At 68.0% G+C, this 22,001-nt stretch carries 19 protein-coding genes; 12 read left to right on the top strand and 7 right to left on the bottom strand.

Annotated features, from left to right (window positions below):
• Window positions 1-78: 78 nt before the first annotated feature.
• Both AAHS21_RS09210 and AAHS21_RS09205 read left to right on the top strand, forming a co-directional pair.
• Window positions 79-1,161, top strand: a complete 1,083-nt coding sequence (locus AAHS21_RS09210; RefSeq protein ID WP_342927363.1) for a ferredoxin--NADP reductase — start codon at window positions 79-81, stop codon at window positions 1,159-1,161.
• Between the two features lie 71 nt (window positions 1,162-1,232).
• The gene (locus tag AAHS21_RS09205) at window positions 1,233-1,730 is read left to right on the top strand and encodes a hypothetical protein (RefSeq protein WP_342927511.1); all 498 of its coding nucleotides are present in this window, start codon (window positions 1,233-1,235) and stop codon (window positions 1,728-1,730) included.
• A gap of 91 nt (window positions 1,731-1,821) precedes the next feature.
• On the opposite strand, the gene AAHS21_RS09200 is transcribed toward AAHS21_RS09205, so the two are convergent.
• Window positions 1,822-2,640 (bottom strand): SPFH domain-containing protein, encoded by an 819-nt coding sequence (locus AAHS21_RS09200; protein WP_342927362.1) that lies wholly within the window; start codon window positions 2,638-2,640, stop codon window positions 1,822-1,824.
• 111 nt (window positions 2,641-2,751) lie between these two features.
• Window positions 2,752-4,887: an acyl-CoA dehydrogenase gene (locus tag AAHS21_RS09195; RefSeq protein ID WP_342927361.1), complete on the bottom strand. Its 2,136-nt coding sequence runs from the start codon at window positions 4,885-4,887 to the stop codon at window positions 2,752-2,754.
• Between the two features lie 222 nt (window positions 4,888-5,109).
• On the opposite strand from AAHS21_RS09195, the gene AAHS21_RS09190 reads away from it, so the two are divergent.
• A complete protein-coding gene (locus AAHS21_RS09190; RefSeq protein WP_342927360.1) occupies window positions 5,110-6,096 on the top strand; it encodes an alpha/beta hydrolase in 987 nt (328 codons plus the stop codon).
• A gap of 264 nt (window positions 6,097-6,360) precedes the next feature.
• Window positions 6,361-6,963 carry a cholesterol catabolism transcriptional regulator KstR gene (gene kstR / locus AAHS21_RS09185; protein ID WP_175364543.1) on the top strand — a complete coding sequence of 201 codons (603 nt, stop codon included), beginning with the start codon at window positions 6,361-6,363 and terminating at the stop codon, window positions 6,961-6,963.
• Here the strand turns inward: kstR and AAHS21_RS09180 are convergent.
• Complete coding sequence (locus AAHS21_RS09180) at window positions 6,960-8,039, bottom strand: LacI family DNA-binding transcriptional regulator (RefSeq protein WP_342927359.1); 1,080 nt, start codon at window positions 8,037-8,039, stop codon at window positions 6,960-6,962. The two genes, kstR and AAHS21_RS09180, sit on opposite strands and share 4 nt — an antisense overlap.
• A gap of 149 nt (window positions 8,040-8,188) precedes the next feature.
• Here AAHS21_RS09180 and AAHS21_RS09175 point away from each other — a divergent pair, with 149 nt between their 5' ends.
• From AAHS21_RS09175 to AAHS21_RS09145, 7 genes are read left to right on the top strand one after another with little or no spacing between them, the layout of a single operon-like run.
• Window positions 8,189-9,118: a zinc ABC transporter substrate-binding protein gene (locus AAHS21_RS09175; protein WP_342927358.1), complete on the top strand. Its 930-nt coding sequence runs from the start codon at window positions 8,189-8,191 to the stop codon at window positions 9,116-9,118.
• The gene (locus AAHS21_RS09170) at window positions 9,105-9,932 is read left to right on the top strand and encodes a metal ABC transporter ATP-binding protein (RefSeq protein WP_342927357.1); all 828 of its coding nucleotides are present in this window, start codon (window positions 9,105-9,107) and stop codon (window positions 9,930-9,932) included. Before AAHS21_RS09175 ends, AAHS21_RS09170 begins: the two co-directional genes overlap by 14 nt.
• Window positions 9,929-10,789, top strand: coding sequence for a metal ABC transporter permease (locus tag AAHS21_RS09165; protein ID WP_342927356.1), 861 nt, complete (start codon window positions 9,929-9,931; stop codon window positions 10,787-10,789). The genes AAHS21_RS09170 and AAHS21_RS09165 overlap by 4 nt, the downstream gene beginning before the upstream one ends.
• Window positions 10,790-10,836: 47 nt before the next feature.
• Complete coding sequence (locus AAHS21_RS09160; RefSeq protein WP_342927355.1) at window positions 10,837-11,562, top strand: sensor domain-containing protein; 726 nt, start codon at window positions 10,837-10,839, stop codon at window positions 11,560-11,562.
• A gap of 9 nt (window positions 11,563-11,571) precedes the next feature.
• The gene (locus AAHS21_RS09155; RefSeq protein WP_342927354.1) at window positions 11,572-12,330 is read left to right on the top strand and encodes a 5-oxoprolinase subunit PxpA; all 759 of its coding nucleotides are present in this window, start codon (window positions 11,572-11,574) and stop codon (window positions 12,328-12,330) included.
• On the top strand, window positions 12,330-13,250 hold the full coding sequence (locus AAHS21_RS09150; RefSeq protein WP_342927353.1) for an MBL fold metallo-hydrolase: 921 nt from the start codon (window positions 12,330-12,332) through the stop codon (window positions 13,248-13,250). The genes AAHS21_RS09155 and AAHS21_RS09150 overlap by 1 nt, the downstream gene beginning before the upstream one ends.
• A gap of 3 nt (window positions 13,251-13,253) precedes the next feature.
• On the top strand, window positions 13,254-14,495 hold the full coding sequence (locus AAHS21_RS09145) for an SLC13 family permease (RefSeq protein ID WP_342927352.1): 1,242 nt from the start codon (window positions 13,254-13,256) through the stop codon (window positions 14,493-14,495).
• A gap of 21 nt (window positions 14,496-14,516) precedes the next feature.
• Here the strand turns inward: AAHS21_RS09145 and AAHS21_RS09140 are convergent, their stop codons facing one another.
• A complete protein-coding gene (locus AAHS21_RS09140) occupies window positions 14,517-17,138 on the bottom strand; it encodes a LuxR C-terminal-related transcriptional regulator (RefSeq protein WP_342927351.1) in 2,622 nt (873 codons plus the stop codon).
• 170 nt (window positions 17,139-17,308) lie between these two features.
• Here AAHS21_RS09140 and AAHS21_RS09135 point away from each other — a divergent pair, with 170 nt between their 5' ends.
• Entirely contained in the window at window positions 17,309-18,730 is a 1,422-nt protein-coding gene (locus tag AAHS21_RS09135; protein WP_342927350.1) for a 2-polyprenyl-6-methoxyphenol hydroxylase-like oxidoreductase, read from the top strand.
• Here the strand turns inward: AAHS21_RS09135 and AAHS21_RS09130 are convergent.
• From AAHS21_RS09130 to cysS, 3 genes are read right to left on the bottom strand one after another with little or no spacing between them, the layout of a single operon-like run.
• Window positions 18,658-19,620 (bottom strand): glycerophosphodiester phosphodiesterase, encoded by a 963-nt coding sequence (locus AAHS21_RS09130; RefSeq protein WP_342927510.1) that lies wholly within the window; start codon window positions 19,618-19,620, stop codon window positions 18,658-18,660. The two genes, AAHS21_RS09135 and AAHS21_RS09130, sit on opposite strands and share 73 nt — an antisense overlap.
• A gap of 35 nt (window positions 19,621-19,655) precedes the next feature.
• Window positions 19,656-20,588 carry a 23S rRNA (guanosine(2251)-2'-O)-methyltransferase RlmB gene (gene rlmB, locus AAHS21_RS09125; protein ID WP_342927349.1) on the bottom strand — a complete coding sequence of 311 codons (933 nt, stop codon included), beginning with the start codon at window positions 20,586-20,588 and terminating at the stop codon, window positions 19,656-19,658.
• Window positions 20,589-21,998 carry a cysteine--tRNA ligase gene (gene cysS, locus AAHS21_RS09120; protein WP_342927348.1) on the bottom strand — a complete coding sequence of 470 codons (1,410 nt, stop codon included), beginning with the start codon at window positions 21,996-21,998 and terminating at the stop codon, window positions 20,589-20,591.
• Window positions 21,999-22,001 lie beyond the last annotated feature (3 nt).

Genomic DNA, 22,001 nt, shown 5'->3' with positions numbered 1-22,001 from the left:
GGTATGCCTGCGCCTGGTGGCGATATGAATTGGGTTTTCTGTAACATGTTCTAGTTGTCAGGAAAGGGAGGGCGGGTCTTGACGAAAGCAGACCTGGACGAGCCGCTCGGCGACCACGTCCTTGAACTGCAGATCGCCGAGGTCATCGACGAGACCGACGACGCACGCTCGCTGGTTTTCGCGGTGCCGGACGCATCGGGTGACCCGGAGATCCCGCCGGAGCGGCTGCGCTACGCGCCTGGCCAGTTCCTGACACTGCGGGTGCCCAGCGACCGTACCGGCTCGGTGGCACGCTGCTACTCGTTGTGCAGCTCGCCGTTCACCGATGATGCGCTCGCGGTCACGGTGAAACGGACCGCGGACGGATATGCGTCCAACTGGCTGTGTGACAACGCACGCCAGGGCATGCGGATCCACGTGCTGGCCCCGTCGGGCAACTTCGTTCCCAAGACGCTCGACCAGGATTTCCTGCTGCTGGCCGCCGGCAGCGGGATCACCCCGATCATGTCGATCTGCAAGTCGGCGCTGTCCGAGGGCAGCGGACAGGTGACGCTGGTCTACGCCAACCGCGACGAAGGCTCGGTGATCTTCGCCGATGGGCTGCGCGAACTGGCCGCCAAGTATCCCGACCGGCTCACGGTGCTGCACTGGCTGGAATCGCTGCAGGGTCTGCCCAGCGCCGCGGCACTGGCGAAGCTGGCCACGCCGTTCACCGATCGGCACGCCTTCATCTGCGGGCCGGGCCCGTTCATGGACGCCGCCCGCCAGGCGCTGGAGACGCTGGACGTGCCTGCGCCGCAGGTGCATATCGAGGTGTTCAAGTCGCTGGATTCGGATCCGTTCGCCGCGGTGACGATCGAGGACACCGATGAGGGCGACCAGCCGCCGGCCACCGCGGTGGTGGAACTGGACGGCGAGACCCACACCGTGTCGTGGCCGCGCAGCGCCAAACTGCTCGACGTACTGCTTGCCAAGGGCCTCGACGCGCCGTTCTCCTGCCGGGAAGGTCACTGCGGGGCCTGCGCCTGCACGTTGCGCAGCGGCAAAGTCAACATGGAGGTCAACGACGTGCTCGAGCAGCAGGACCTCGACGAGGGGCTAATTTTGGCCTGTCAATCTCACCCGGAATCTGATTCGGTAGAAGTCACTTACGACGAATAGTCGCTCGAGGGGCTCGACGGAAGGAATTGCCGGTGATGCGATCGGTAACGGGGTTGGCAGCCGTCGGACTGATGTTGACTTTTGCGCCGGCTCCCGCGGCCGGCGCGGCGAGCAACACCGCGACCACGCTGTTTCCGCTGGACGGGCCGAACCAGCTGGAGACGCACATGTTCCTCAACTGCTTCAAGTCCGATGGCCATTGCGACTTCGTCGCCGGGGCCGACACCCGCACGCCCGATGGCGGGGTGATCGGCTTCCCGCCGGGCCTGTGGGCGCGCCAGACCACCGAGATCCGGTCGAACAACCGGATGGCCTACCTGGACGCGCACGCCAACGGGCAGTACGAGCGGGTCATGAAATCGATGGGCACCGACGAGATCACGACCGTCTACTTCGGTGAAGGACCGCCGGACAAGTACCAGACGACCGGGCGCATCGACTCCACCGACTGGGGTACCGGCCAGCCCAAGACCGATGAAACCGTCTACACCTGCACCCACATTCAGGTGGTCTACAGCGGGGTCAACATCACCTCGCCGAGCACCTGCGCGGTCACGACATTCAGCTAGCGCCGTCAGCCGGACCTCAGCGACCGCGGCGATGCGCCCACTAACCCGGAGGCCGTAGCGGGCGGCACGTTTGGAGCAATACCACATCGGGTCAGACTACGACGGGTGAAACCCCTTCGCGCGCAAGCATTTTCGATGCCTCTGCCTCCCGGGTCAGGAAGCTGGTGAGCTCCCCGATCGCGTTCATCAGCGGGGCCGGGAACACGATCGTGGTGTTCTTTTCCACTCCGAGCTCCAACAGGGTCTGCAGGTTGCGCAGTTGCAGGGCCAGCGGGTGGGCCATCATCGTGTCGGATGCGTCGCCCAGCGCGGCGGCGGCGCGCGCTTCCCCTTCCGCGGCAATGATTTTGGCGCGCTTCTCCCGCTCGGCCTCGGCCTCGCGCGCCATCGCGCGTTTCATGCTGTCGGGCAGCTGGATGTCCTTGAGCTCCACCAGGGTGACTTCCACGCCCCATTCCACGGTGGTGGTGTCGAGGATCTGGCGGATGCTGCCGTTGATCTTCTCGGTCTGGGCGAGCACCTCGTCCAGGGAGTGCTGCCCCACGACATTACGCAGGGTGGTCTGGGCGATCTGGTTGATGGCGGCGTTGACGTTCTCGATGACGACGACGGACTTGCGGGCGTCGATCACGCGGAAGTAAGCCACCGCGGCAATGTCGACGCTGACGTTGTCGCGGGTGATGATCCCCTGTGACTGGATCGGCATAGTCACGATGCGCATCGAAACGCGCCACATCCGATCGATGATCGGGATGATGAACCGCAGCCCCGGTTCGCGGACACCGACCACGCGGCCCAGGCGGAAGTGCACTCCGCGCTGATACTGCTGGACTATGCGGATCGAGGCGGCCAGTAACACCGCAGTCAGGAACGCGACGGCGACGAGGGCAATGACAGCATTAGAACTCACCCAGCCAACGCTAGGAGTACCGGCAGGCTCGGTCAGCGGCCACAAGTCACGGCCCGCATGGCCGAAAGACACTTCCTCGCCTGGAGGCCGCCACCACCGCCGCGATGAGCCTCAGCGCGGCAGGCCGAGGAGGCGCTCGGCAGCGACGGTCAGCAGGATCTGTTCGGTGCCTCCCGCGATCGTGAGGCAGCGGGTGTTGAGGAAGTCGAACACCGCTCGGTCGCCGTCGGCCCTGCGGTCGACGAGCCCACCGCCCTCGGCGACGTCCATCGTGAATTCGGCCAGCGTCTGCCGGTAGCGCACGCCGATCAGCTTGCGCACGCTCGATTGCGCGCCGGGGTCCTGGCCCCCGACCGCAAGCTGGGCGATGCGCTGGTCCAGCAGCGCACCCGTCTGGGCCAGGATGATCAGCCGCCCCAGCCGGTCCTGCTCGGCGACGTCGAGATCCCGCTTCGCCAGCAGCTCGAGCAGCTCTTCCATCGGGCTGCCCAGCGCCGTCCCGCTGGCCATCGCGACCCGCTCGTTGGCCAGCGTGGTGCGGGCCAGCCGCCAGCCGTCGTTCACCGTGCCGACGACCATCTCGTCGGGCACGAAGACATTGTCCAGGAACACCTCGTTGAACAGCGAGTCGCCGGTGATCTCGCGCAGCGGCCGGATGTCGATGCCGGGCGATTTCATGTCGATCAGGAAGTAGGTGATGCCCTTGTGCTTAGGGGCATCTGGATCGGTGCGCGCCAGGCACACGCCCCAGGCCGCCTTATGCGCGGCCGACGTCCACACCTTCTGCCCGGTCAGCAACCAGCCGCCTTCCCCGCGCACCGCTTTCGTGCGCAGCGACGCCAGGTCCGAGCCCGCTCCCGGCTCGGAAAACAGCTGGCACCAAAGGAATTCGCCGCGCGTGGTGGCGGGCACGAAGCGCTCGATCTGCTCTGGCGTGCCGTGCTCCAGGATCGTCGGCGCCGCCCACCAGCCGATCACCAGGTCGGGTCGGTCAACCCCGGCCGCGGCCAGCTCCTGGTCGATCAGCAGCTGCTCAGCCGGCGACGCGGCGCGCCCGTACGGCTTGGGCCAGTGCGGCGCCTGCAGGCCCGCGTCGGCCAGAGCTACCTGCCGCTTCTCGGCCGGCAGCGCGGCGATCTCGGCGATGGTCGCGGCAAGCTCGCCGCGCTGGTCCTCGACCTCCGCGAGGTCGATGCTCAGCCGTCGGCGCACCCCGTCCTGGGTGAGCTCGGTGATGCGGCGCAGCCAGCGCTCGGTCCCGCCCAGATACCGGCCGATCGCGTGCGCGCGGCGCAGGTACAGGTGCGCGTCGTGTTCCCAGGTGCAGCCGATGCCCCCGAGCACCTGAATGCAGTCCTTGACGTTAGCCTTCACCGCCGGGATCGCGACGCCGGCGGCCAGCGCGGCGGCAATCGAGAACTGTCGCTGGTCGGAGGTGGCGGCGGCCGCGCGTGCCGCGTCCGAGGCAGCCACTTCGGCCTGCTCGGCGCGGCACAGCATCTCCGCGCACAGGTGCTTGATGGCCTGGAAGCTTCCGATCGGCTTACCGAACTGCTCGCGCACCTTGGCGTAATCGACGGCCGTCTCGAGCGACCAGCGGGTGACGCCGGCGGCTTCGGCCGCCAGCACGGTCGCGGCCAGCTCCTCGACCCGCTGCCGTGACGCGTCGATCGGGGTCGCCGGTGCCGACGTCAGCACCACGCGCGCCAGCGGCCGGGAAAAGTCGGCGGCCTGCAACGCCTCCAGCCGCACGCCGTCGCTGCCGGAGTCGACGAGGACCCACTTGTCGCCGGCGGGCAGCAACAGCAGACCTCCGTCGGCACCGCCCAGCACGAAGTCGACGGTGCCCGATGCCTGCGCGCCGTCGAACTGGACGTCACCCTCGAGCGCCAAACCCGCGAACCGCTCTCCCGACGCGAGCGCGGACAGCACCTCGGGATCGGTGAGGACCAAGGTGGCCAGCGCGGTGGTGGCGATCGGCCCGGGCACCAGCGCCTTGGCCGCCTCTTCGACCATCGCGCACAGATCCTCGATGCTGCCGCCCGCACCTCCTTGTTCCTCTGGCACCGCGACACCGAAGATGCCGAGGTCGGCCAGCCGGGTGAACACCGCACGCCAGGCGTCCGGATTGCCTTGCTCGACCTCACGGATCGCGACGGTGCCGCCGGGACCGGAGGTGGCATTGCGGGCCCAATCCCGCACCAATTCGCGCGCCGCGAACTGTTCGTCAGTGACGGTCGCTACCACCTGGGGCCCTCCGTGTGCTTGATTCATCGTGACCGTTAGGGACGCTACAGCCCACTAGAACGTGTTCTAATAGTGCCAGCGATCGACCGTCAAGTCGAATGCCGTCGCGCTCACCGTCGGTGCGTGCGGCCCGTGATTGCTCGGCTTAACATATGCGCCACCCAGTGCTGCATTCGCGCCTGATCACGCCCGACGCGGTGGCCCAAGTGTTTCAATTTCTTAATGACCTTGGGTTGGCTGGCCCGCCGCGCCGGCCGCTGCATCGCGGCCGTGCTCAGCGCGGCCGCGATCGCCGCAATGGTGGCCGCCCCGCGCCCAGCCCGGGGGGATTCCATGGCGGCCGACAGCACCATTGACGTTGCGTGCGCGACCTCGACCCGGCAGGTACCGACGACGTGGTATGTCCCGAGCACGGCGCCGCTCGGATTGGTGTGGTTGCAACACGGCTTCGTCGAGGGCAAATTCGTATGGTCTGCCTTTGCCACCGAGCTCGCCAACGGCGGCTACCTCGTGATGGCCACCACGCTACCCACCGTCCATCCCCTTGGCTGCACCGTGGAGCACCTGATCGACAACACCGGCTTCCTCGACAACCTCGCCGATGTGTTTGCCCACAAAGACGATCCGAATGGCGCCTTGGCATCGTCGTTGGGGGCGGCGACGTCAGATCTGGGCCGATCCGTCACGCCGATGCCCGAGAAGTTGGTCTTCGTGGGGCATTCGGCCGGGGCGGAGGCCGTCGAATACGTTGCCGAGCGCCTGCATAGCGCCTACCCGGCCGCCTTCAGTCAGCTGCGCGGCATCATCAGCGAAGACGGCGTCAAGTCATTCATCGGCTCTAACACCGACAAAGCGTTGACCGGGCTGGCCAGCACTACCCTGCCGATCTACGCCACGGCGTCACCGCACCTGCTCTGCAACGCCTTCCGAAGCGGCACCAGGGCCCTCGAACGGTATCTGCCGGATCGGGCTTTTCTCGGAGTGAAGGTGACCACCGGCGCCCACGGCGACGCGCTCGGCATGTCGTCACCAGGTTACGAAAACCTGGTATGCGGTCGTCCGAAGCCCGCGAATGTGGCGGCGGTATGGGGTCTGACGCGAGGCTGGATCACCGACATGTTCGCGGGAACAATCACGCCCGATTTCTACCCGGGTGGCAGCTACTACACCGACCTACTGACCTCAGGCACCGTCACCACGTTGCCGTGAGGAGCCCAGAGCCATCGCGCGTCGTGGACGTCCTCGTTTTGCGCCACTAGAACGTGTTCTAATAGTGGCAGCGATCGACCGTTGGTCGAACGCCATTGCAGCAGGACAGCTCGCTGCCCAGGCGGGATGGAGGTGGGAAATTCACGCACGACTTGGTTATCGTTTGCGAACGAACCACCCGAAAGAGGAGCAACCCGTCAGATGTCGTCCGCGAACGCTAACTCTGGCCACGTCCCTGAGTCGCAGCCACGCGAGGTCATGAACGTGGCAGTACTGGCTGAATCCGAGCTGGGCTCGGAGGCACAACGCGAGCGTCGCAAGCGCATCCTGGACGCCACCATGGCCATCGCGTCCAAGGGCGGGTACGAGGCAGTTCAGATGCGCGCGGTAGCGGATCGCGCGGACGTGGCGGTCGGGACGCTGTACCGCTATTTCCCCTCGAAAGTGCACTTGCTGGTGTCGGCCCTGGGCCGGGAGTTCGGACGCATCGACGCGAAAACCGACCGCTCCGCGATGGCGGGCGGCACGCCGTTTCAGCGGCTGAATTTCATGGTCGGCAAGCTCAACCGCGCGATGCAGCGCAACCCGTTGCTCACCGAGGCTATGACGCGTGCCTACGTCTTCGCCGACGCGTCGGCGGCCAGCGAGGTCGACCAGGTGGAGAAGCTGATCGACAGCATGTTCGCCCGCGCGATGAGTGACGGCGAACCGACCGAGGACCAGTACCACATCGCCCGGGTGATCTCCGACGTGTGGTTGTCGAACCTGCTGGCCTGGCTTACCCGCCGCGCGTCGGCGACCGATGTCAGCAAGCGGCTCGACCTGGCCGTGCGGTTGCTGATCGGCGACTCGGAGTCGTCCGGCTAAACCGGCGGACCGGAGGTCCGGCCGCGAATCAGCTCGGTCTCCAACAGCTCGACGACCGGGAGGCCGGACCTCGGCGGCTTGAGCAGCAGTTCCCCGGCCCGATGGCCCTTGCGCAGGCTCGGCTGCGACACCGTCGTCAGGCCGCGGCTGATCGCCTCGGGCACCCCGTCGAATCCGGTGACGCTGATCTGGCCCGGCACGTAAATGCCATGTGCGCGAAGGTAATCCATCGCCGACAGCGCCAAGATGTCTGCGGTGCACATCAACGCGGTGATCCGTGGATTGGCCTCCAGCGCCACCCTGGCCGCCTCACCCCCCGATTCCGGCAGGTGTTCGTAACTTTCCACTACGGTCAGCGAATCGGGGTCCACGCCGGCGGCCTGCATGGCGTCCCACACGCCGGTGATGCGTTCGCGCTGCACGTCGAAAGTCAACGAGCGCAGCCGGTCCGCGTCGGCCACGTCTTGGCGCCGGTCCTGGCCCAATCGCATTGTCAGCAGCCCGATCTCGCGATGCCCCAAGCCCAGCACGTATGCCGCGAGCTCGCGCATCGCCGCCCTGTCGTCGATGCCCACTCGCGAGACCCCGGCCAGGCCCTTGGGCTGGTCGACGACCACCACCGGCACCCGCCGCCGCAGCACCACTTGCAGGTAGGGGTCGTCGTCGCGGACCGAATACACCACGAAACCGTCCACCCCGGCGGCCAGCACCGCCGCCTCGCCGTCCTCGCGGCTGCGGCTCGGTCCGACGGCCACCAGCAGCAGGCCCTGCCCTTGCTCTTCGCACGACTGCGCAACTCCCGTGACGAAATCGCGGGCCGCCGGGTCGCTGAAGAAATACGTCAGCGGCTCGGCCATCAACAATCCGACCGCACCGGCCTTGCGGGTGCGCAACGACCGGGCCACCGGGTCGGGTCCGGCGTAGCCCAGCCGCCTGGCCGTCGCGAGCACCCGCTCGCGAAGGTCGGGCGAGAGCTGATCGGGCCGGTTGAAGGCGTTCGAGATGGTGGTGCGAGAAACTTTGAGCTCGGCCGCCAACGACGCCAGAGTCGCACGCCGGCGCGGTGTGGGACTCACGTTCGCCGACGCTACAGCGCGTCCTCGCCCGCGCCTAAGCCGCCGCGATCTGCTACTTTCTAATGGAAACGATTTTCATTAGTATTATGGCGCGGCGGGCCGGCCAGCCACCGGAATTTCACGCCCGCGGTCAGCGCTGATGGGACGAAATGGGACAACAAAACGGGCGCACGCGCATCCTGACGGCGTTGGCCGCTTGCGTGCTCGCAGCGACGGCGATCACCGGCTGCGGTGCCGCCGGTTCGACGCACTCGCAGGGGGCCACCGTGGTGGCCTCCACCGATGTGTGGGGCAGCGTCGCCCATGCCGTCGCCGGAAACCATGTCAACGTCAAGTCGATCCTGTCCGGGGCCACGGTCGATCCCCACACCTATCAAGCCAGCGCCTCGGACGCCGCGGCCATCCTGGACGCCGGATTGATGATCTACAACGGCGGTGGCTACGACCCTTGGGCGACGCAGGTGCTGAGCGGCCATTCGAACACCAAGACGGTGGACGCCTACTCGTTCGCGCCGAAGGCGGACAACGGAAGTCCGCCCAACGAGCACGTCTTCTATGACCTCGGCGTTGCCAAGACCGTCGCCAACACCATCGCCGACCGCCTCGCGGCCATCGACGTGGACAACGCCGCCGACTATCGGGCCAACGCCGCCGCGTTCGGCCGCGACGTCGACAACATCGCCGCGTCGGAACGCACCATCGCCAACACGTTCCCCGACACCTCCGTCGTCGCGACCGAACCGGTGGCGTACTACCTGCTGAAGGCCACCGGCCTGGTGGATCGCACCCCCGAAAGTTTCATGTCCGCCAACGAGAACGGCACCGATCCGTCGCCGGCCGACATGGCGTTCGTTCTCGACCTGGTCAACCGCCACCAAGTCGCGGCCGTGCTGGTCAACCCGCAGACCGCCACGCCCGCGATCAACGGCCTGCAGGATGCTGCCCGGCGAGCGGGCGTTCCCGTCACGCTGGTGACCGAGACGCTGCCCGACGGCGCCGACTACCTGACCTGGCAGCGCAAGACCGTCGACCAATTGCAGGCCGCGCTGCGATCGGGCCGGGCCAATGCCCGTAATTGACCACGCGCTGCAGACCGCCGACCAGCGACCACCGGCCGTCTCGCTGACCGGTGCCCGACTGGCGTTCGGTGACCGCGTGCTGTGGGACGGCCTGGACCTGTCGGTGTCACGGGGTGAGTTCATCGCGGTGCTGGGGCCCAACGGCACCGGCAAGACCTCGCTGCTCAAGGTGTTGCTCGGACAACTGCTGCTCAGCGCCGGCGCCGCGCGCGTCGACGGCAAAGAGGTCACCTCGGGCAGCGGAGCCATCGGCTATGTGCCCCAACACCGCCCGATCGACCGGGACGTGATGCTGGTCGGGCGCGACCTGGTCCGGCTGGGCATCGACGGGAACCGCTGGGGCGTGCTGCCGCTGCGTTCGGCCGAGCGCAGCCGCCGCCGGCTGGCCGTGCGGCAAGCGCTGGCACAGGTCAACGGTGAGTCGCTGGCCGACGTGCGGGTCGGGCTGATGTCGGGCGGGGAGTTGCAGCGCATGCGCATCGCCCAGGCGCTGGCCAGCGATCCGATGCTGTTGCTGTGCGACGAGCCGCTGTTGGCTCTGGACCCGGCCAACGCCAAGCTGGTCGCGGCGCTGATCGACCGCCGCCGCCGGGAAGCCGACACCACGGTCATGGTCGTCACCCACGAGATCAACACGATCCTGCCGTACGTCGACCGGGTGCTGTACCTGGTCGACGGCCGCTTCCGGATCGGCACCGTCGAGCAGGTGATGAACACCGAAACGCTCTCGACCTTGTACCGGGCGGACATCCAGGTGGTGACGGTCAACGGCCGCTACGTGGTGATCGGCGACGACAGCGGGCACGCGTTATGAACAACCAGCTCTCCGGTGTGCTGGATCATCTGTTCTCGTTTGACATCACCGCTGCACTGCTCAGCCACGACTTCGTCCAGCAGGCGCTGCTGGCGGCCGCGCTGCTGGGACTGGCGGCCGGGCTGATTGGCCCGTTCATCGTGATGCGGCAAATGTCGTTCGCCGTGCACGGGTCAAGCGAATTGTCGCTGACCGGAGCCGCTTTCGCATTGCTGGTCGGATTTCAGGTGGGCCTGGGTGCGCTGATCGGCAGCGCGGTGGCGGCCGCACTGTTCGGCGTTCTCGGGCAGCGGGACCGGGAACGCGATTCGGTGACCGGGGTGGTGCTGGCGTTCGGGCTGGGCCTGGCGGTGCTGTTCATCTACCTCTACCCCGGCCGCACGACGACTAGCTTCGCGTTGCTCACCGGCCAGATCGTCGGGGTGGGCTACACCGGACTGGCGACGCTGGCACTCGTCTGTCTGCTGGTCATCGGCATCCTGGCGGCCTGCTACCGGCCGCTGTTGTTCGCCACTGTCGATCCCGACGTCGCGGCGGCCCGCGGGGTGCCGGTGCGGGCGCTGGGCATCGTGTTCGCCGCGCTGGTTGGGGTGGTCGCCGCGCAGGCCGTGCAGATCGTCGGTGCGTTGCTGGTGATGTCGTTGCTGATCACGCCCGCGGCCGCGGCGGCCCGGGTGGTCGCCTCGCCGGCGGTGGCGATCCTGGCGTCGGTGGTTTTCGCCGAGGTCGCGGCGGTGGGGGGGATCGTGCTGTCGCTGGCGCCGGGCGTCCCGGTGTCGGTGTTCGTTGCAACGATCTCGTTTCTGATTTATCTATTTTGCTGGCTGCTGGGCCGACGGCGGGAGGTCAGCACTTAAGCTTGCGCGCGTCCCAGCCCGAGGCGAAGGTGGCGAAGCAGCAGGCGATGTACCCCGTACTCCGATGGCCCGTCGCCCTGCTTGCCGCTGGTGTGCTGACGGCCGGCTGCACCCGGGCGGTCGACGGAAAGGCGCTGGCCGCCCCACCCGTGACCCACCTCCCCGCCGGCAGGGCGGCCGGCCCGGCACCACGCGCGATGCCGACGACCGTGCTGGACGGCCTGCTGCTGGGTCAGGAGCAAATCGTCGCCCTGGTGGGCGGCGCGACCATGGCGCTGATCGGCACCGCCACCGCCACCACGGACTCATCGACGATCATCGACGACCGCAGCTGCCTGGGAGTCGGTTCGGTGGGCGACGTGACGACCTACGCCCATAGCGGATATGTCGCGATGCGAGGCAACCAGTTCAGCACGCCCAACGCAGTCCAGGCTGATGCCACGCAGCTCGTCACGTCGTTCACCACCGCCGGCGATGCCCAGGCGTTGCTGCAGCGTGCCCAACAGGATTGGCGAGGATGCGCCCAGCGCCGGTACGGGTTTCACTCCTCGAACGGCAATCACAGCTACTTCCTCACCCAGGACTTGCGAGTCAGCGGCTCGCGCATCGCGTTGGCGATGCGCCAGGAGGAAGACCAGCGGTGGGGCTGCTCGCACGCGATGGCCGCGCAGGATTCCGTCGTCGCCGAGGCCCGGGTCTGCCTGCTCGGCAAGGACACCGATGCCGCGGCCGACAACCTCCTCGATCAGATCATTGCCAGGATCCCGCAATAAGCTGGGCAGGTGGCCGCTATCGACCTGAACGCCGACTTGGGTGAGGGCTTTGGCGTCTGGAGCCTGGGCGATGACGACGCGATGCTCGGAATCGTCACGAGCGCCAACGTCGCGTGCGGCTTCCACGCCGGCGATCCCGCCAACCTGATGCGGGTGTGCCGGTTGGCGGCCGAGCGTGGCGTACGCATCGGTGCCCAGGTCAGCTACCGTGACCTGGCCGGGTTCGGCCGGCGCTTCATCGATGTCGCCGTCGAGGATCTCGTCGCCGACGTGGTGTATCAGATCGGCGCTTTGCAGGCGATCGCGCGCGCGGCCGGCTCGACGGTCTCCTACATCAAACCCCATGGCGCGCTGTACAACACCATCGTGACCAATCACGAGCAGGCCGCCGCTGTCGCAGCGGCGGTATATCTGGCCGACGCCACGCTGCCGGTGCTGGGCATGGCGGGCTCGGCGTTCTTCGAAGAGGCCGCCCGCGTCGGATTGCACACCATCGCAGAGGCTTTCGCCGATCGCACCTACCAGCCGGACGGCCAACTGGTTTCACGCCGAGAGGACGGCGCGCTGCTGGACGACCCGGCGGCGATCGCGCAGCGCGTGGTGGCGATGGTGTCCTCCGGGCAGATCACCGCCGTCGACGGCACCCAGGTTCCCGTGAGCGTGGAATCGGTTTGCGTGCACGGTGATTCACCCGGCGCGGTGCAGATCGCCACCGCGGTGCGCGAACAGCTCGAGGCCGCGGGCATCGACATCAGGCCGTTCTGCTGATGCGCCTGCGGCTCGGTCGCCCCGACATCGCGCGCTATGCGGATCGATTCGACGCGCCCGCTGCCGACGCCGATGGCCTCTCGGCGACCTGGATGGGTGTGGCAACACTGCTGATTGACGACGGCTCGTCGGCACTGATGACCGACGGCTATTTTTCGCGCCCGAGCCTGGCGCGGGTCGCGGCCGGCCGGCTGTCGCCGTCAGCGGTGCGGGTGGACGGCTGCCTGGCCCGGGCGAAGGTGTCGCGGCTGTCGGCGGTGATACCGGTGCACACCCACGTCGACCATGTGATGGATTCCGCGCTGGTCGCCGACCGGACCGGAGCGCTGCTGGTCGGCGGTGAGTCCGCGGCCAACGTCGGGCGTGGCCACGGCCTGCCGGAGGACCGTCTGATGATAGCGGTGCCTGGGGAACCAATCCGGTTGGGCGCCTTCGACGTAACGCTCATCGAGTCGCACCATTGCCCGCCCGACCGGTTCCCCGGCGTGATCGACGCGCCCCTGGTCCCACCGGTGAAGGCATCGGCCTATCGGTGCGGCGAGTCGTGGTCGACGCTGATCCAGCATCTGCCGTCGGACAAGCGACTGCTGATCCAGGGCAGTGCCGGCTTCGTCAAGGGTGCACTCGCCGGACAGCGCGCCGAGGCCGTGTACCTATCGGTCGGCCAGCTGGGTCTGCAGCCCCGGTCCTACCTGCTCGACTACTGGGCCGAGACCGTGCAAGCGGTGGGCGCGCGCCGAGTGATCCTGATCCACTGGGATGACTTCTTCCGTCCGCTGTCAAAGCCGCTGCGGGCCTTGCCATACGCGGGTGACGACCTGGACTTCTCCATTCAGGTGCTCGATGAGCTGGCCACCCGCGATGGTGTCGCATTGCACATGCCGACAGTGTGGCGACGCGAAAACCCTTGGATGGTCTAGGCCTTGTATTTAACCGTCTCGCTGCTGCTGCTTGCCGTGGTCCTCGGGTTCGCCGTTACACGCCCGCGGGGCTGGCCCGAGGCAGTGGCCGCGGTTCCTGCTGCGCTCATCGTGGTTGCGATCGGCGCGATCTCGGTCCATCAGGCGGCCCGGCAGGTCGCCGACTTGTCGGGAGTGGTCGCGTTTCTGGGCGCCGTGCTGGTGTTGGCCAAGCTTTGCGACGACGAAGGCCTGTTCGAGGCCGCGGGCGCGGCGATCGCCCGAACGCGGCGCGGCTCGCACGGACTGCTGCGCCACGTGTTCGTCATCGCAGCCGTCATCACCGCCGTCCTGAGCCTGGACGCCACCGTGGTATTACTGACCCCGGTAGTGCTGGCTGCCGTGCGCCGGCTGCGAACTCCGTTGCGCCCGTACGCCTATGCCACGGCCCACCTCGCCAACGGCGCCTCGCTGCTGCTGCCGGTGTCCAATCTGACCAACCTGCTGGCGTTTCACGTCGCGAACGTCTCCTTCACCAAGTTCACCCTGGTGATGGCGTTGCCCTGGCTGGCCACGGTCGCCACGCTGTACCTGGTCTTCCGCGGCTTCTTCGCGCGCGATCTGCGCGTCGCGCCCGACCCGGACCAACTCGAGCCGGCGTCCCGGCCGCCGGTGTTCGTGTTGGTGGTGGTAGGGCTGACCCTGGCCGGGTTCGCGTTCTCCGAGCCGCTGGGCGTGGCCCCCGCGTGGGTGGCGCTGGCCGGCTCCGCGGCGCTCGCGGTGCGCAGCCTGCGCCACCGGCACACCACCGTGATGGAAATCCTTCGCTCGGCTCAGGTTTCGTTTCTGGTGTTCGTGCTGGCACTCGGCGTCGTGGTGCAAGCGGTCACGCGCAACGGGATGGACCGCGCGATGTCCGCCGTGCTGCCGCACGGGTCGGGTCTGCCCGCGCTGCTTGCCATCGCCGCGGTGGCCGCCGTGCTGGCCAACGTCGTCAACAATCTGCCGGCCACGCTGGTGCTGCTGCCGCTGGTCGCGCCCAGCGGCCCGGTCGCGGTCCTGGCGGTGCTGATCGGGGTCAACATCGGACCAAACCTGACCTACGTCGGTTCGCTGTCAAACCTGCTCTGGCGGCGCGTGCTTCGCCAGCACGACGTCGAAGCCGGCGTCGGTGAGTACACCCGGCTCGGCCTGTGCACCGTACCCCCGGCCCTGGTGGTGTCGGTGCTCGCGCTGTGGTCCTCGGCCAGGTTGCTGGGCCTCTAGACACTCGGCGGGGAGGCGATCTCAGCGTCCGCCGCAGGGTCCCGATCGAATGATCGACGCCAGTTCCTCGCGCGACTGGGCCCCCACTCGCTGACAGGCCCGGTACACGTGGCCCTCGACCGTGCGCACGGACATCACCAGCTGTTCGGCGATGTCCCGGTTGGATAGCCCGGCCACCACGAGTTCGACGACATCACGCTGGCGACCCGAGAGTTTGATACCGGTCGGAGTCCGCAACGCCGGCGTGTGCAGCCCACCGCACTCATCGGCTAACTCCCTGGCCAGCGCCGCGGCGTACATTGCGCGGCGATGGTGCTGGCCCTCGTCGAACGCGACGGACGCCTGCGCCGCCGCGTCGGCGGCAGTGGCCCGGTCACCGATCTGGCGGTAGGCCGCCGAGGCGGTGAGCAGGCCTTCGCCGTCCCCAGCGTGCAGGGCCGCCGTGTGTGCTGCGACCGCGGCGGCCAGCGGCAGCGACAACTCATCGGCGAGCTCGCGCGCCCGCGCAGCCTGCGAAGCGTCACCCCATTGAGCCGCGGCCTGAATGCAGGCGAGCTCATGGGTGGGCTGGGCGCGGTCGCGGGCCAGGCGTGCCGCCTCGTGTGCGCTCGCCACGGCCTCGGTCAGGTGGCCGCTGGCCGCCATCGCCCAGCCGTCGGCCAGCGCCAGTGCGGTGTGCATGAACAGAAAGTCCGGCGGCACGCAGGAGCGCGCGGCCGCAACGGCATCATTGGCCTCGCCGGCTTGTCCGAGCTTGGCGTGTGCTTCGGCAAGTGCGAAATAGGTCGCCGGCCGTAATCCAGTTGTGACCGAGTGTATTTGCACCCCGGCAACCGCCTCATGCACCAACCGCGCCGACTCCGCGACGGCGCCGCGGGCCAGGGCTGCGTTGCCCAACAGGAACGAGAGGTTCGCGTAAGCCAGGCCGGGAATCTCGCGGGCCGAGTCGGCCAGTTGCCTTGCCGTGCTGACGAATTCGTCGATCTGTCCGGCCAGCCGACAGGCGCGGCCATAGACGGCGCCGAACCAATATCGCATATGGGATGCCTGAAAAGACGTCGTCGCGCGCCGCAGCGCCTGCTGCGCGATATCCGAGAGATCGTCGAGTTGACCGAGCGCCCCCATCGCCATGATCAACGCAAGCGAAGCCATCATCGCGTGAAACCCCGGGAGCTCCGGGAAATCCAATGCCGCGCGGGCATTTATGACCGCGATCTCGCAGCGCGCCGACACCGCGTCCAGGCACGCCTGGACTGCCAACCGCTCGGCCCGCTGCTCCGGTGTCTCGGGGCCCGCGGCCAGGCCGGCGAGAATCGGGGCCGCGTCGTGCGGTCTGGCGAGCCACCAGATCAGATTGGCCGCCCGCACGGTCGCCCAGTGGTGGCAGCCGGGCTGGCCATCGCAGGCCATCTCGCGCAACGCCGCCTCGGCCGGCTCACCGCGCCCAAGCAGCACCAGGTTCATCGCCCGCACCTCGGCCGCTCCGGGCGCGCCGGCTTTCGCGGCGGCAGTGGCGAAACGGTCGGCCAGATCCAGATCAAGCAGCGTCATGGCGTGCCGCGCCGATTCCAGGTATAGCCCAGGGTCGGCAGCGAGATCCGACTCGAGCCGCAGCAGCGCGCGGCGCACGGTGGCCTGCATGTCTGCGTCGCCGTCGTCGGCCAACCGCGTCGCGAGCCGGCCCCGGATTTCCGAGAGATACAGCTCGCCGGCGCTCGCGCGGCGCAGCTCGCCGAACAACGGGTGGGCCAGGCGCGCCGTCAATCCGGTGGCGGTGCGCTCGATGCTCACCAGCCCCATCCGCTCGGCGGCAGCCACGTCACCGCGGTCCACCAGATCGCAGAGCACGCCGACGGCCAGCGGCTCGCATTGCGACAACGTGTCGACGACCTTCGCCATACCCGGGCTCAGCCGGCCAATCTGACGGCCCAGCGTGTCGGACAGGCTCGCCGAGACCGCCACATCGCCGTCCCACATCCACACCCCGGCGGTTTTGCGCATCCGCCCGGCGGCCACCTGGTCGGCCACCAGCTGCCGCAGGAACAGGGCGTTGCCGCCGGTCAGCTTTTGGAACCGGGCCGCGCTGCGCGCATCGACGGGTCCGTCCAGCCTGCTCTCGATGACCTCGCGGGTGGCCGCCGCCGAAAGCGGTTCAAGATCAAGCCGTTCCAGCAGCCCGTCCTTCCACAACGCCGTCACCGCATCGGGTTCGTCGCTACCGGTGCGGATTGTGACCACCAGTCGCACCCCGCCCGACTGCGCCAGCTGATGGACGACGAGGGCAGACAATCCGTCCAGCAAGTGCGCGTCGTCGACCCCCACCACGACCTTGCCTCGACGCTGTTGCGCGACAAACGAATTGATGACTCGTTGTACATCGGTCAACGGGTTCGACATCGCCTCACCCAGTGAGCCGATGAACGCTCCCAACGGCAGCACGTGCGCCGAGTCGGTGCCGACGATCCATTTCGTCCGCTCCCCCGCCGCCGCGGCCCGCCGCAGCGCCTCGTGGGCCAGCCAAGTCTTGCCCACGCCAGCGGCTCCGGCGACTACCACGCCCGAGTGATTGCCTACCGCGCTGAGGGCGCGGCGAATGATCCCCAATTCACTGTCGCGCCCGGTCAGCGGCTCAGCGCCGATCACTCGGCGACTATAACGGTGCGAGAGCACCGAAGGGGCGGCTTTGCCGACGTTTCGGCGAGCCGATGCGTAGCCGCCACGTATCGGTCGCGTAGTCGACTACGCTGCCGCCCACGGTCGGCCGTCAGCAACATGGCTTTCGTCAGATAAGCGCTCAGCACAGGCGGTGGGCTATGGCGAAGATCGGTATTCACGCGGTGGTACTGGGAGCGAGCATGGCCGGCCTGTTGGCCGCGCGGTCGCTCAGTGAGTTCTATGACGTGGTGACGGTGGTGGAGCGCGACCCGCTGCCCGACATCGGCGTACCCCGGCGGGGTGTGCCGCAGGGCAAGCACCTGCACGGCCTGCTGCCCCGCGGTGCGCAGGTTCTCGAGGAATTCTTCCCCAGCATCCTCGACGAGCTGATCGTCGACGGCGCGCATTACGTCGACGGCCGGGATCTGTCGCAGCTGTACTACGACGTGGGCGGGCACCTGATGATGCGCCGCGGCAGCGCCCCCTCGTTCACCGCCTATCTCGCCACCCGGCCGTTCCTCGAGGATCACGTCCGCACACGCCTGCGCTCCATCCCCAACGTCACACTGCTCGACGAGCACGACATCGTGGGCTTGATCGCGACGGCGGACAACCATCGCGTCAACGGGGCGCGGGTGGTCGACCGTCGCACCCGCGAAGACCGCACGCTCAAAGCCGATTTGGTGGTCGACGCAACTGGGCGCGGCGCCCGCACACCGGCGTGGCTGGACTCCCTGGGCTACGGCCGCCCGCCTGAGGACGAGGTCATGGTCGAGCTGACCTACGTGAGCCAGTTGTTGAGCATGGCACCGGATGCGCTGCACGAACTCGGCTTCGTCGTCGGCCCCGTGCCGGGCCGGCCGCGTTCGCTGGGCATCCTGCACTCGGAGAACGACACCTGGATGTTCACCGTCTCCGGCCTGGCGGGTCATGGTCCACACCCCGACCTGATATCGATGTGCGAGTTCGTCGAGGACTTCGCACCGGCCCACCTGCTGGCCGCGATTCAAGCCGCCGAACCGATCGGAGAACCCACGCGGCACCGTACGCCGTCCAGCCGCTGGCGCCGCTACGACAAGATGCGGCGATTCCCCCAGGGCCTGCTGGTCATCGGCGACGCGATCTGTAGCTTCAACCCGGTCTACGGCCAGGGCATGACGGTCGCCGCACTCGAGGCGCTGACACTGCGCGATTGCTTACTCAGCGGCACACGGGATTTGGCGACGCGCTTCTTCCGGGCCGCGGCGGTGCCGATCCGCCAGGCGTGGGAACTGTCGGCCAGCCCCGACCTCTGCCTACCCGAAATCGAGGGCACCCCATCGCTGCTCACCCGACTGCTGAACGCGTACGTAGATCGAGTGCTCACCGCCGCCGAATACGACCCCGACGCCGTCAATCAGTTCATCAGAGTGACCGCGCTCGTCGACCCCGCCACCGCGCTACTGCGCCCGGGCATGCTGTGGCGTGCCGCCTTGGCCAACCGTCGCCGCCGGCACCACGGCAGCGGTCAGCTCGCCGTCGCGGCAGCGGGCAATGGCATGCCCAGCTCGGCCATCACACCGCGCAGCAGCGTCGGGTAATCGGTGATGATGCCGTCGACGCCATAGCTGATTTGCTCGCGCATCGCCTTAGCATCGTTGACGGTCCATGGAATAACCTTGAGCCCCAACGCATGTGCGTGATCGACATACGGCTTGCCGGTGACCAACTGATACCTGGGCGAGACGATGTTCGCCCCTACCATCAGCGCCCCGACCACCGCGTCCCCGACAGCTGTGGCGTCGACGCCGGCCAGCCACGGCGAATCCGGCGCCCAGGTCTCCTCGTTGTACAGGGCCACCAACGGGATCGACGGTTCGGCCCGGTGCACCATCGGCAGGGTCCGCCAATCGAAGCTCTGGATCTCGACCGAAGCGACTTTGCCCGCCGACCTGACCGCGCCCAGGATTACGTCGACGAATTCCTGAGGCTCGGCCGATCGGCTCGGCCGGTCGGCCTCCACCTTGGTTTCGATGTTGTAGCGCACCGGTGGTTCATTCGAAGCCCGGTAGGAGTCGGCGAGCGCGAAGACCTCCGGCAAGGTCGCTATCTTGTTGCCCCGCACCACTTCGGCCCGGGGAAACTCGGCGAGCAGCCGACCGCAGTCCAAGGTGCGTAGCTGCGCCAGAGTGAGTTCGTGCACCAGCTTTCCGACGTACGGGTACTGCGGATCGTCGGCGACCGCGGGCCCGGTGTCGGCGCATTTTTCGGCGTCGATCGTCGGATCGTGCCACACCAGGGGCTGCCCGTCCCTGGTGATGACGATATCGAGTTCCAATGTGCTGACGCCTAGTTCGAGTGCCTTGGCGAAGGCACGCAGCGATTCCTCGGTAGTCTCACCACGGCCACCGCGATGTGCCTGCAGATCGAAGTCGGGCGCTTGCGCTGCGGACACCGGCAGCGGCACCAGCAGGGCGACCACGGCCAGCACCACGCCCAGGCGCGCGAGCCGGCCGGCCAACCCGGTTAACTCCTGCGCTGACGGGCGATTTCGGCGAGCACCACTCCGGCGGCCACCGAGGCGTTCAACGATTCAGCATGACCGGCCATCGGTATCGACACCACCTGGTCGCAATTCTGCCGCACCAACCGGGAGAGGCCCTTGCCTTCGGATCCGACGACCACCACGATCGGGTCGGTCCCGTCCAGGTCGTCGACCACGGTGTCACCGCCGGCGTCCAATCCGATCACCCGTACCCCGCGGTCGGCCCAATTCTTCAGTGTTCTGTTGAGATTGGTCGCGCGCGCAACCGGCAGGCGGGCCGCGGCGCCGGCGCTGGTGCGCCAGGCCACCGCCGTCACCGAAGCCGAACGACGTTGCGGGATAACCACTCCGTGGCCGCCGAAGGCCGCTACCGAGCGGACGATTGCCCCGAGGTTGCGGGGATCGGAGATGTTGTCCAGCGCGACCAGCAGCGCCGGCGGCGACTGCAGCGCGGTCGTCAGCAGGTCGTCGGGGTGTGCGTAGTTGTACGGCGGCACCTGCAGCGCGATGCCCTGGTGCAGATGGTTGGCGGTCATCTTGTCCAGGTCGGTGCGCGGCACTTCCAGGATCGCGATGCCCGATTCTGCTGCGCGCGCCACGGATTCGGTCACGCGCTCGTCGGCTTCGGTGCCGAGCGCGATGTACAGCGCCGTCGCGGGGACCCCGGCACGCAGGCATTCCACTACCGGGTTGCGACCCAGCACTGTTTCGGTCTCGTCGGTGCGTTTGGCCGGCCGGCGTTGCTGCGGCTGGCCGGAACGCTTGGCGGCGGGGTGGTTGGGGCGCAGGTGCGCGGGCGGGGTGGGTCCACGGCCCTCCAGGCCACGACGCCGTTGGCCGCCCGAGCCTACGGTCGGGGCCTTCTTGGAGCCGGACTTCCGGATCGCCCCCTGGCGCCGCGAGTTGCCGGCCATCTACTTGTCGTCACTGGCCAGCAGTTCCCACTGCGGCCCGTCGGCGGTGTCGGTGACCTCGATGCCAGCGGCCTTGAGCCGGTCCCGGATCTCGTCTGCCAGAGCCCAATTGCGCTCCTCGCGCGCCTGTTTGCGGCTTTCCAGCTCGGCCTGGACCAGCACGTCCACGGCGGCGAGTGCGGCCGATGTCTCGTCGCGCGACTCCCAGCGTTCGTCGAGCGGGTCGCAGCCCAGGATGCCCATCATCGCGCGGATCGAGCCGGCGTGCCGCAGCGCACCTTCATGGTCGCCGGCGTCGAGCGCCCGGTTGCCCTCGGCGCGGGCGTGGTGGATCTCGGCCAGCGCGATCGGCACCGCGAGGTCGTCGTCAAGTGCGTCGGCGAATCGCGGCGTCCACTCGCCGGGGACCACGCCGCCGATTCGAACCCGCACTCGGTGCAGGAATTCCTCAACTCCCACATAGGCTTTCACCGCATCCTGCAGGGCGGTATCGGAGAATTCGAGCATCGAACGATAGTGGGCGCTACCCAGGTAGTAGCGCAGTTCCGGCGGCCGCACCCGCTGCAACATCGCCGGAATGGACAACACGTTGCCCAGCGACTTGCTCATCTTCTCGCCGCCCATCGTCACCCAGCCGTTGTGCAGCCAGTAGCGGGCGAACCCATCCCCGGCCGCGCGGCTCTGCGCGATTTCGTTCTCATGATGGGGGAACACCAAATCCATTCCACCACAATGGATGTCGAATTCGGGACCCAGATACGTGCGTGCCATCGCCGAGCATTCCAGGTGCCAACCCGGGCGCCCGCGCCCCCATGGCGAGGGCCATGAGGGCTCACCTGGCTTCTCGCCCTTCCATAAGGTGAAGTCGCGCTGGTCGCGCTTGCCGGTCCCCGCTCCCTCGCCCTGGTGGACGTCATCGATCTTGTGGCCGGACAACTGGCCGTACTCGGGGTAGCTGAGCACATCGAAGTAGACGTCACCGGCGGCGGCATACGCGTGGCCGTTTTCGATCAGGCGTTCCATTAATTCGACCATCTGGGTGATGTGGCCGGTGGCTCGCGGCTCCGCCGACGGCGGCAAGACGTCCAGGGCGTCGTAGGCCGCGGTGAACGCGCGCTCGTAGGTCGCCGCCCACTCCCACCATGGCCGGCATGCCGCGGCGGCCTTGGCGAGGATCTTGTCCTCGATATCGGTCACGTTGCGGATGAAGGCGACGTCATAGCCGCGCGCCATCAGCCAGCGCCGCAGGATGTCGAAGGCCACGCCGCTGCGGACATGGCCGATGTGCGGCTGGCCCTGAACGGTGGCGCCACAGAGGTAGATGGACACGTGCCCCTCGCGCAGCGGAACGAAATCGCGCACGGCACCGGCTGCGGTGTCGTGTAGCCGCATGGGGGGGCGATCGGTCACGAC

The sequence above is a fragment of the Mycobacterium sp. 050272 genome, from assembly GCF_039023525.1.
In the GTDB taxonomy this organism is placed as follows: Bacteria; Actinomycetota; Actinomycetes; order Mycobacteriales; family Mycobacteriaceae; genus Mycobacterium.
The sequence above is the reverse complement of the archived record's forward strand: the minus strand, read 5'-3'. Positions and strand labels throughout refer to the sequence as shown.

Coding starts and splice junctions, on each gene's coding strand:
- AAHS21_RS09205 (WP_342927511.1), top strand. CDS start 1,233: ATGTTGACTTTTGCGCCGGCTCCCGCGGCCGGCGCGGCGAGCAACACC.
- AAHS21_RS09190 (WP_342927360.1), top strand. CDS start 5,110: ATGACCTTGGGTTGGCTGGCCCGCCGCGCCGGCCGCTGCATCGCGGCC.
- AAHS21_RS09175 (WP_342927358.1), top strand. CDS start 8,189: ATGGGACAACAAAACGGGCGCACGCGCATCCTGACGGCGTTGGCCGCT.
- AAHS21_RS09170 (WP_342927357.1), top strand. CDS start 9,105: ATGCCCGTAATTGACCACGCGCTGCAGACCGCCGACCAGCGACCACCG.
- AAHS21_RS09165 (WP_342927356.1), top strand. CDS start 9,929: ATGAACAACCAGCTCTCCGGTGTGCTGGATCATCTGTTCTCGTTTGAC.
- AAHS21_RS09160 (WP_342927355.1), top strand. CDS start 10,837: ATGTACCCCGTACTCCGATGGCCCGTCGCCCTGCTTGCCGCTGGTGTG.
- AAHS21_RS09150 (WP_342927353.1), top strand. CDS start 12,330: ATGCGCCTGCGGCTCGGTCGCCCCGACATCGCGCGCTATGCGGATCGA.
- AAHS21_RS09135 (WP_342927350.1), top strand. CDS start 17,309: ATGGCGAAGATCGGTATTCACGCGGTGGTACTGGGAGCGAGCATGGCC.
- rlmB (WP_342927349.1), bottom strand. CDS start 20,588: ATGGCCGGCAACTCGCGGCGCCAGGGGGCGATCCGGAAGTCCGGCTCC.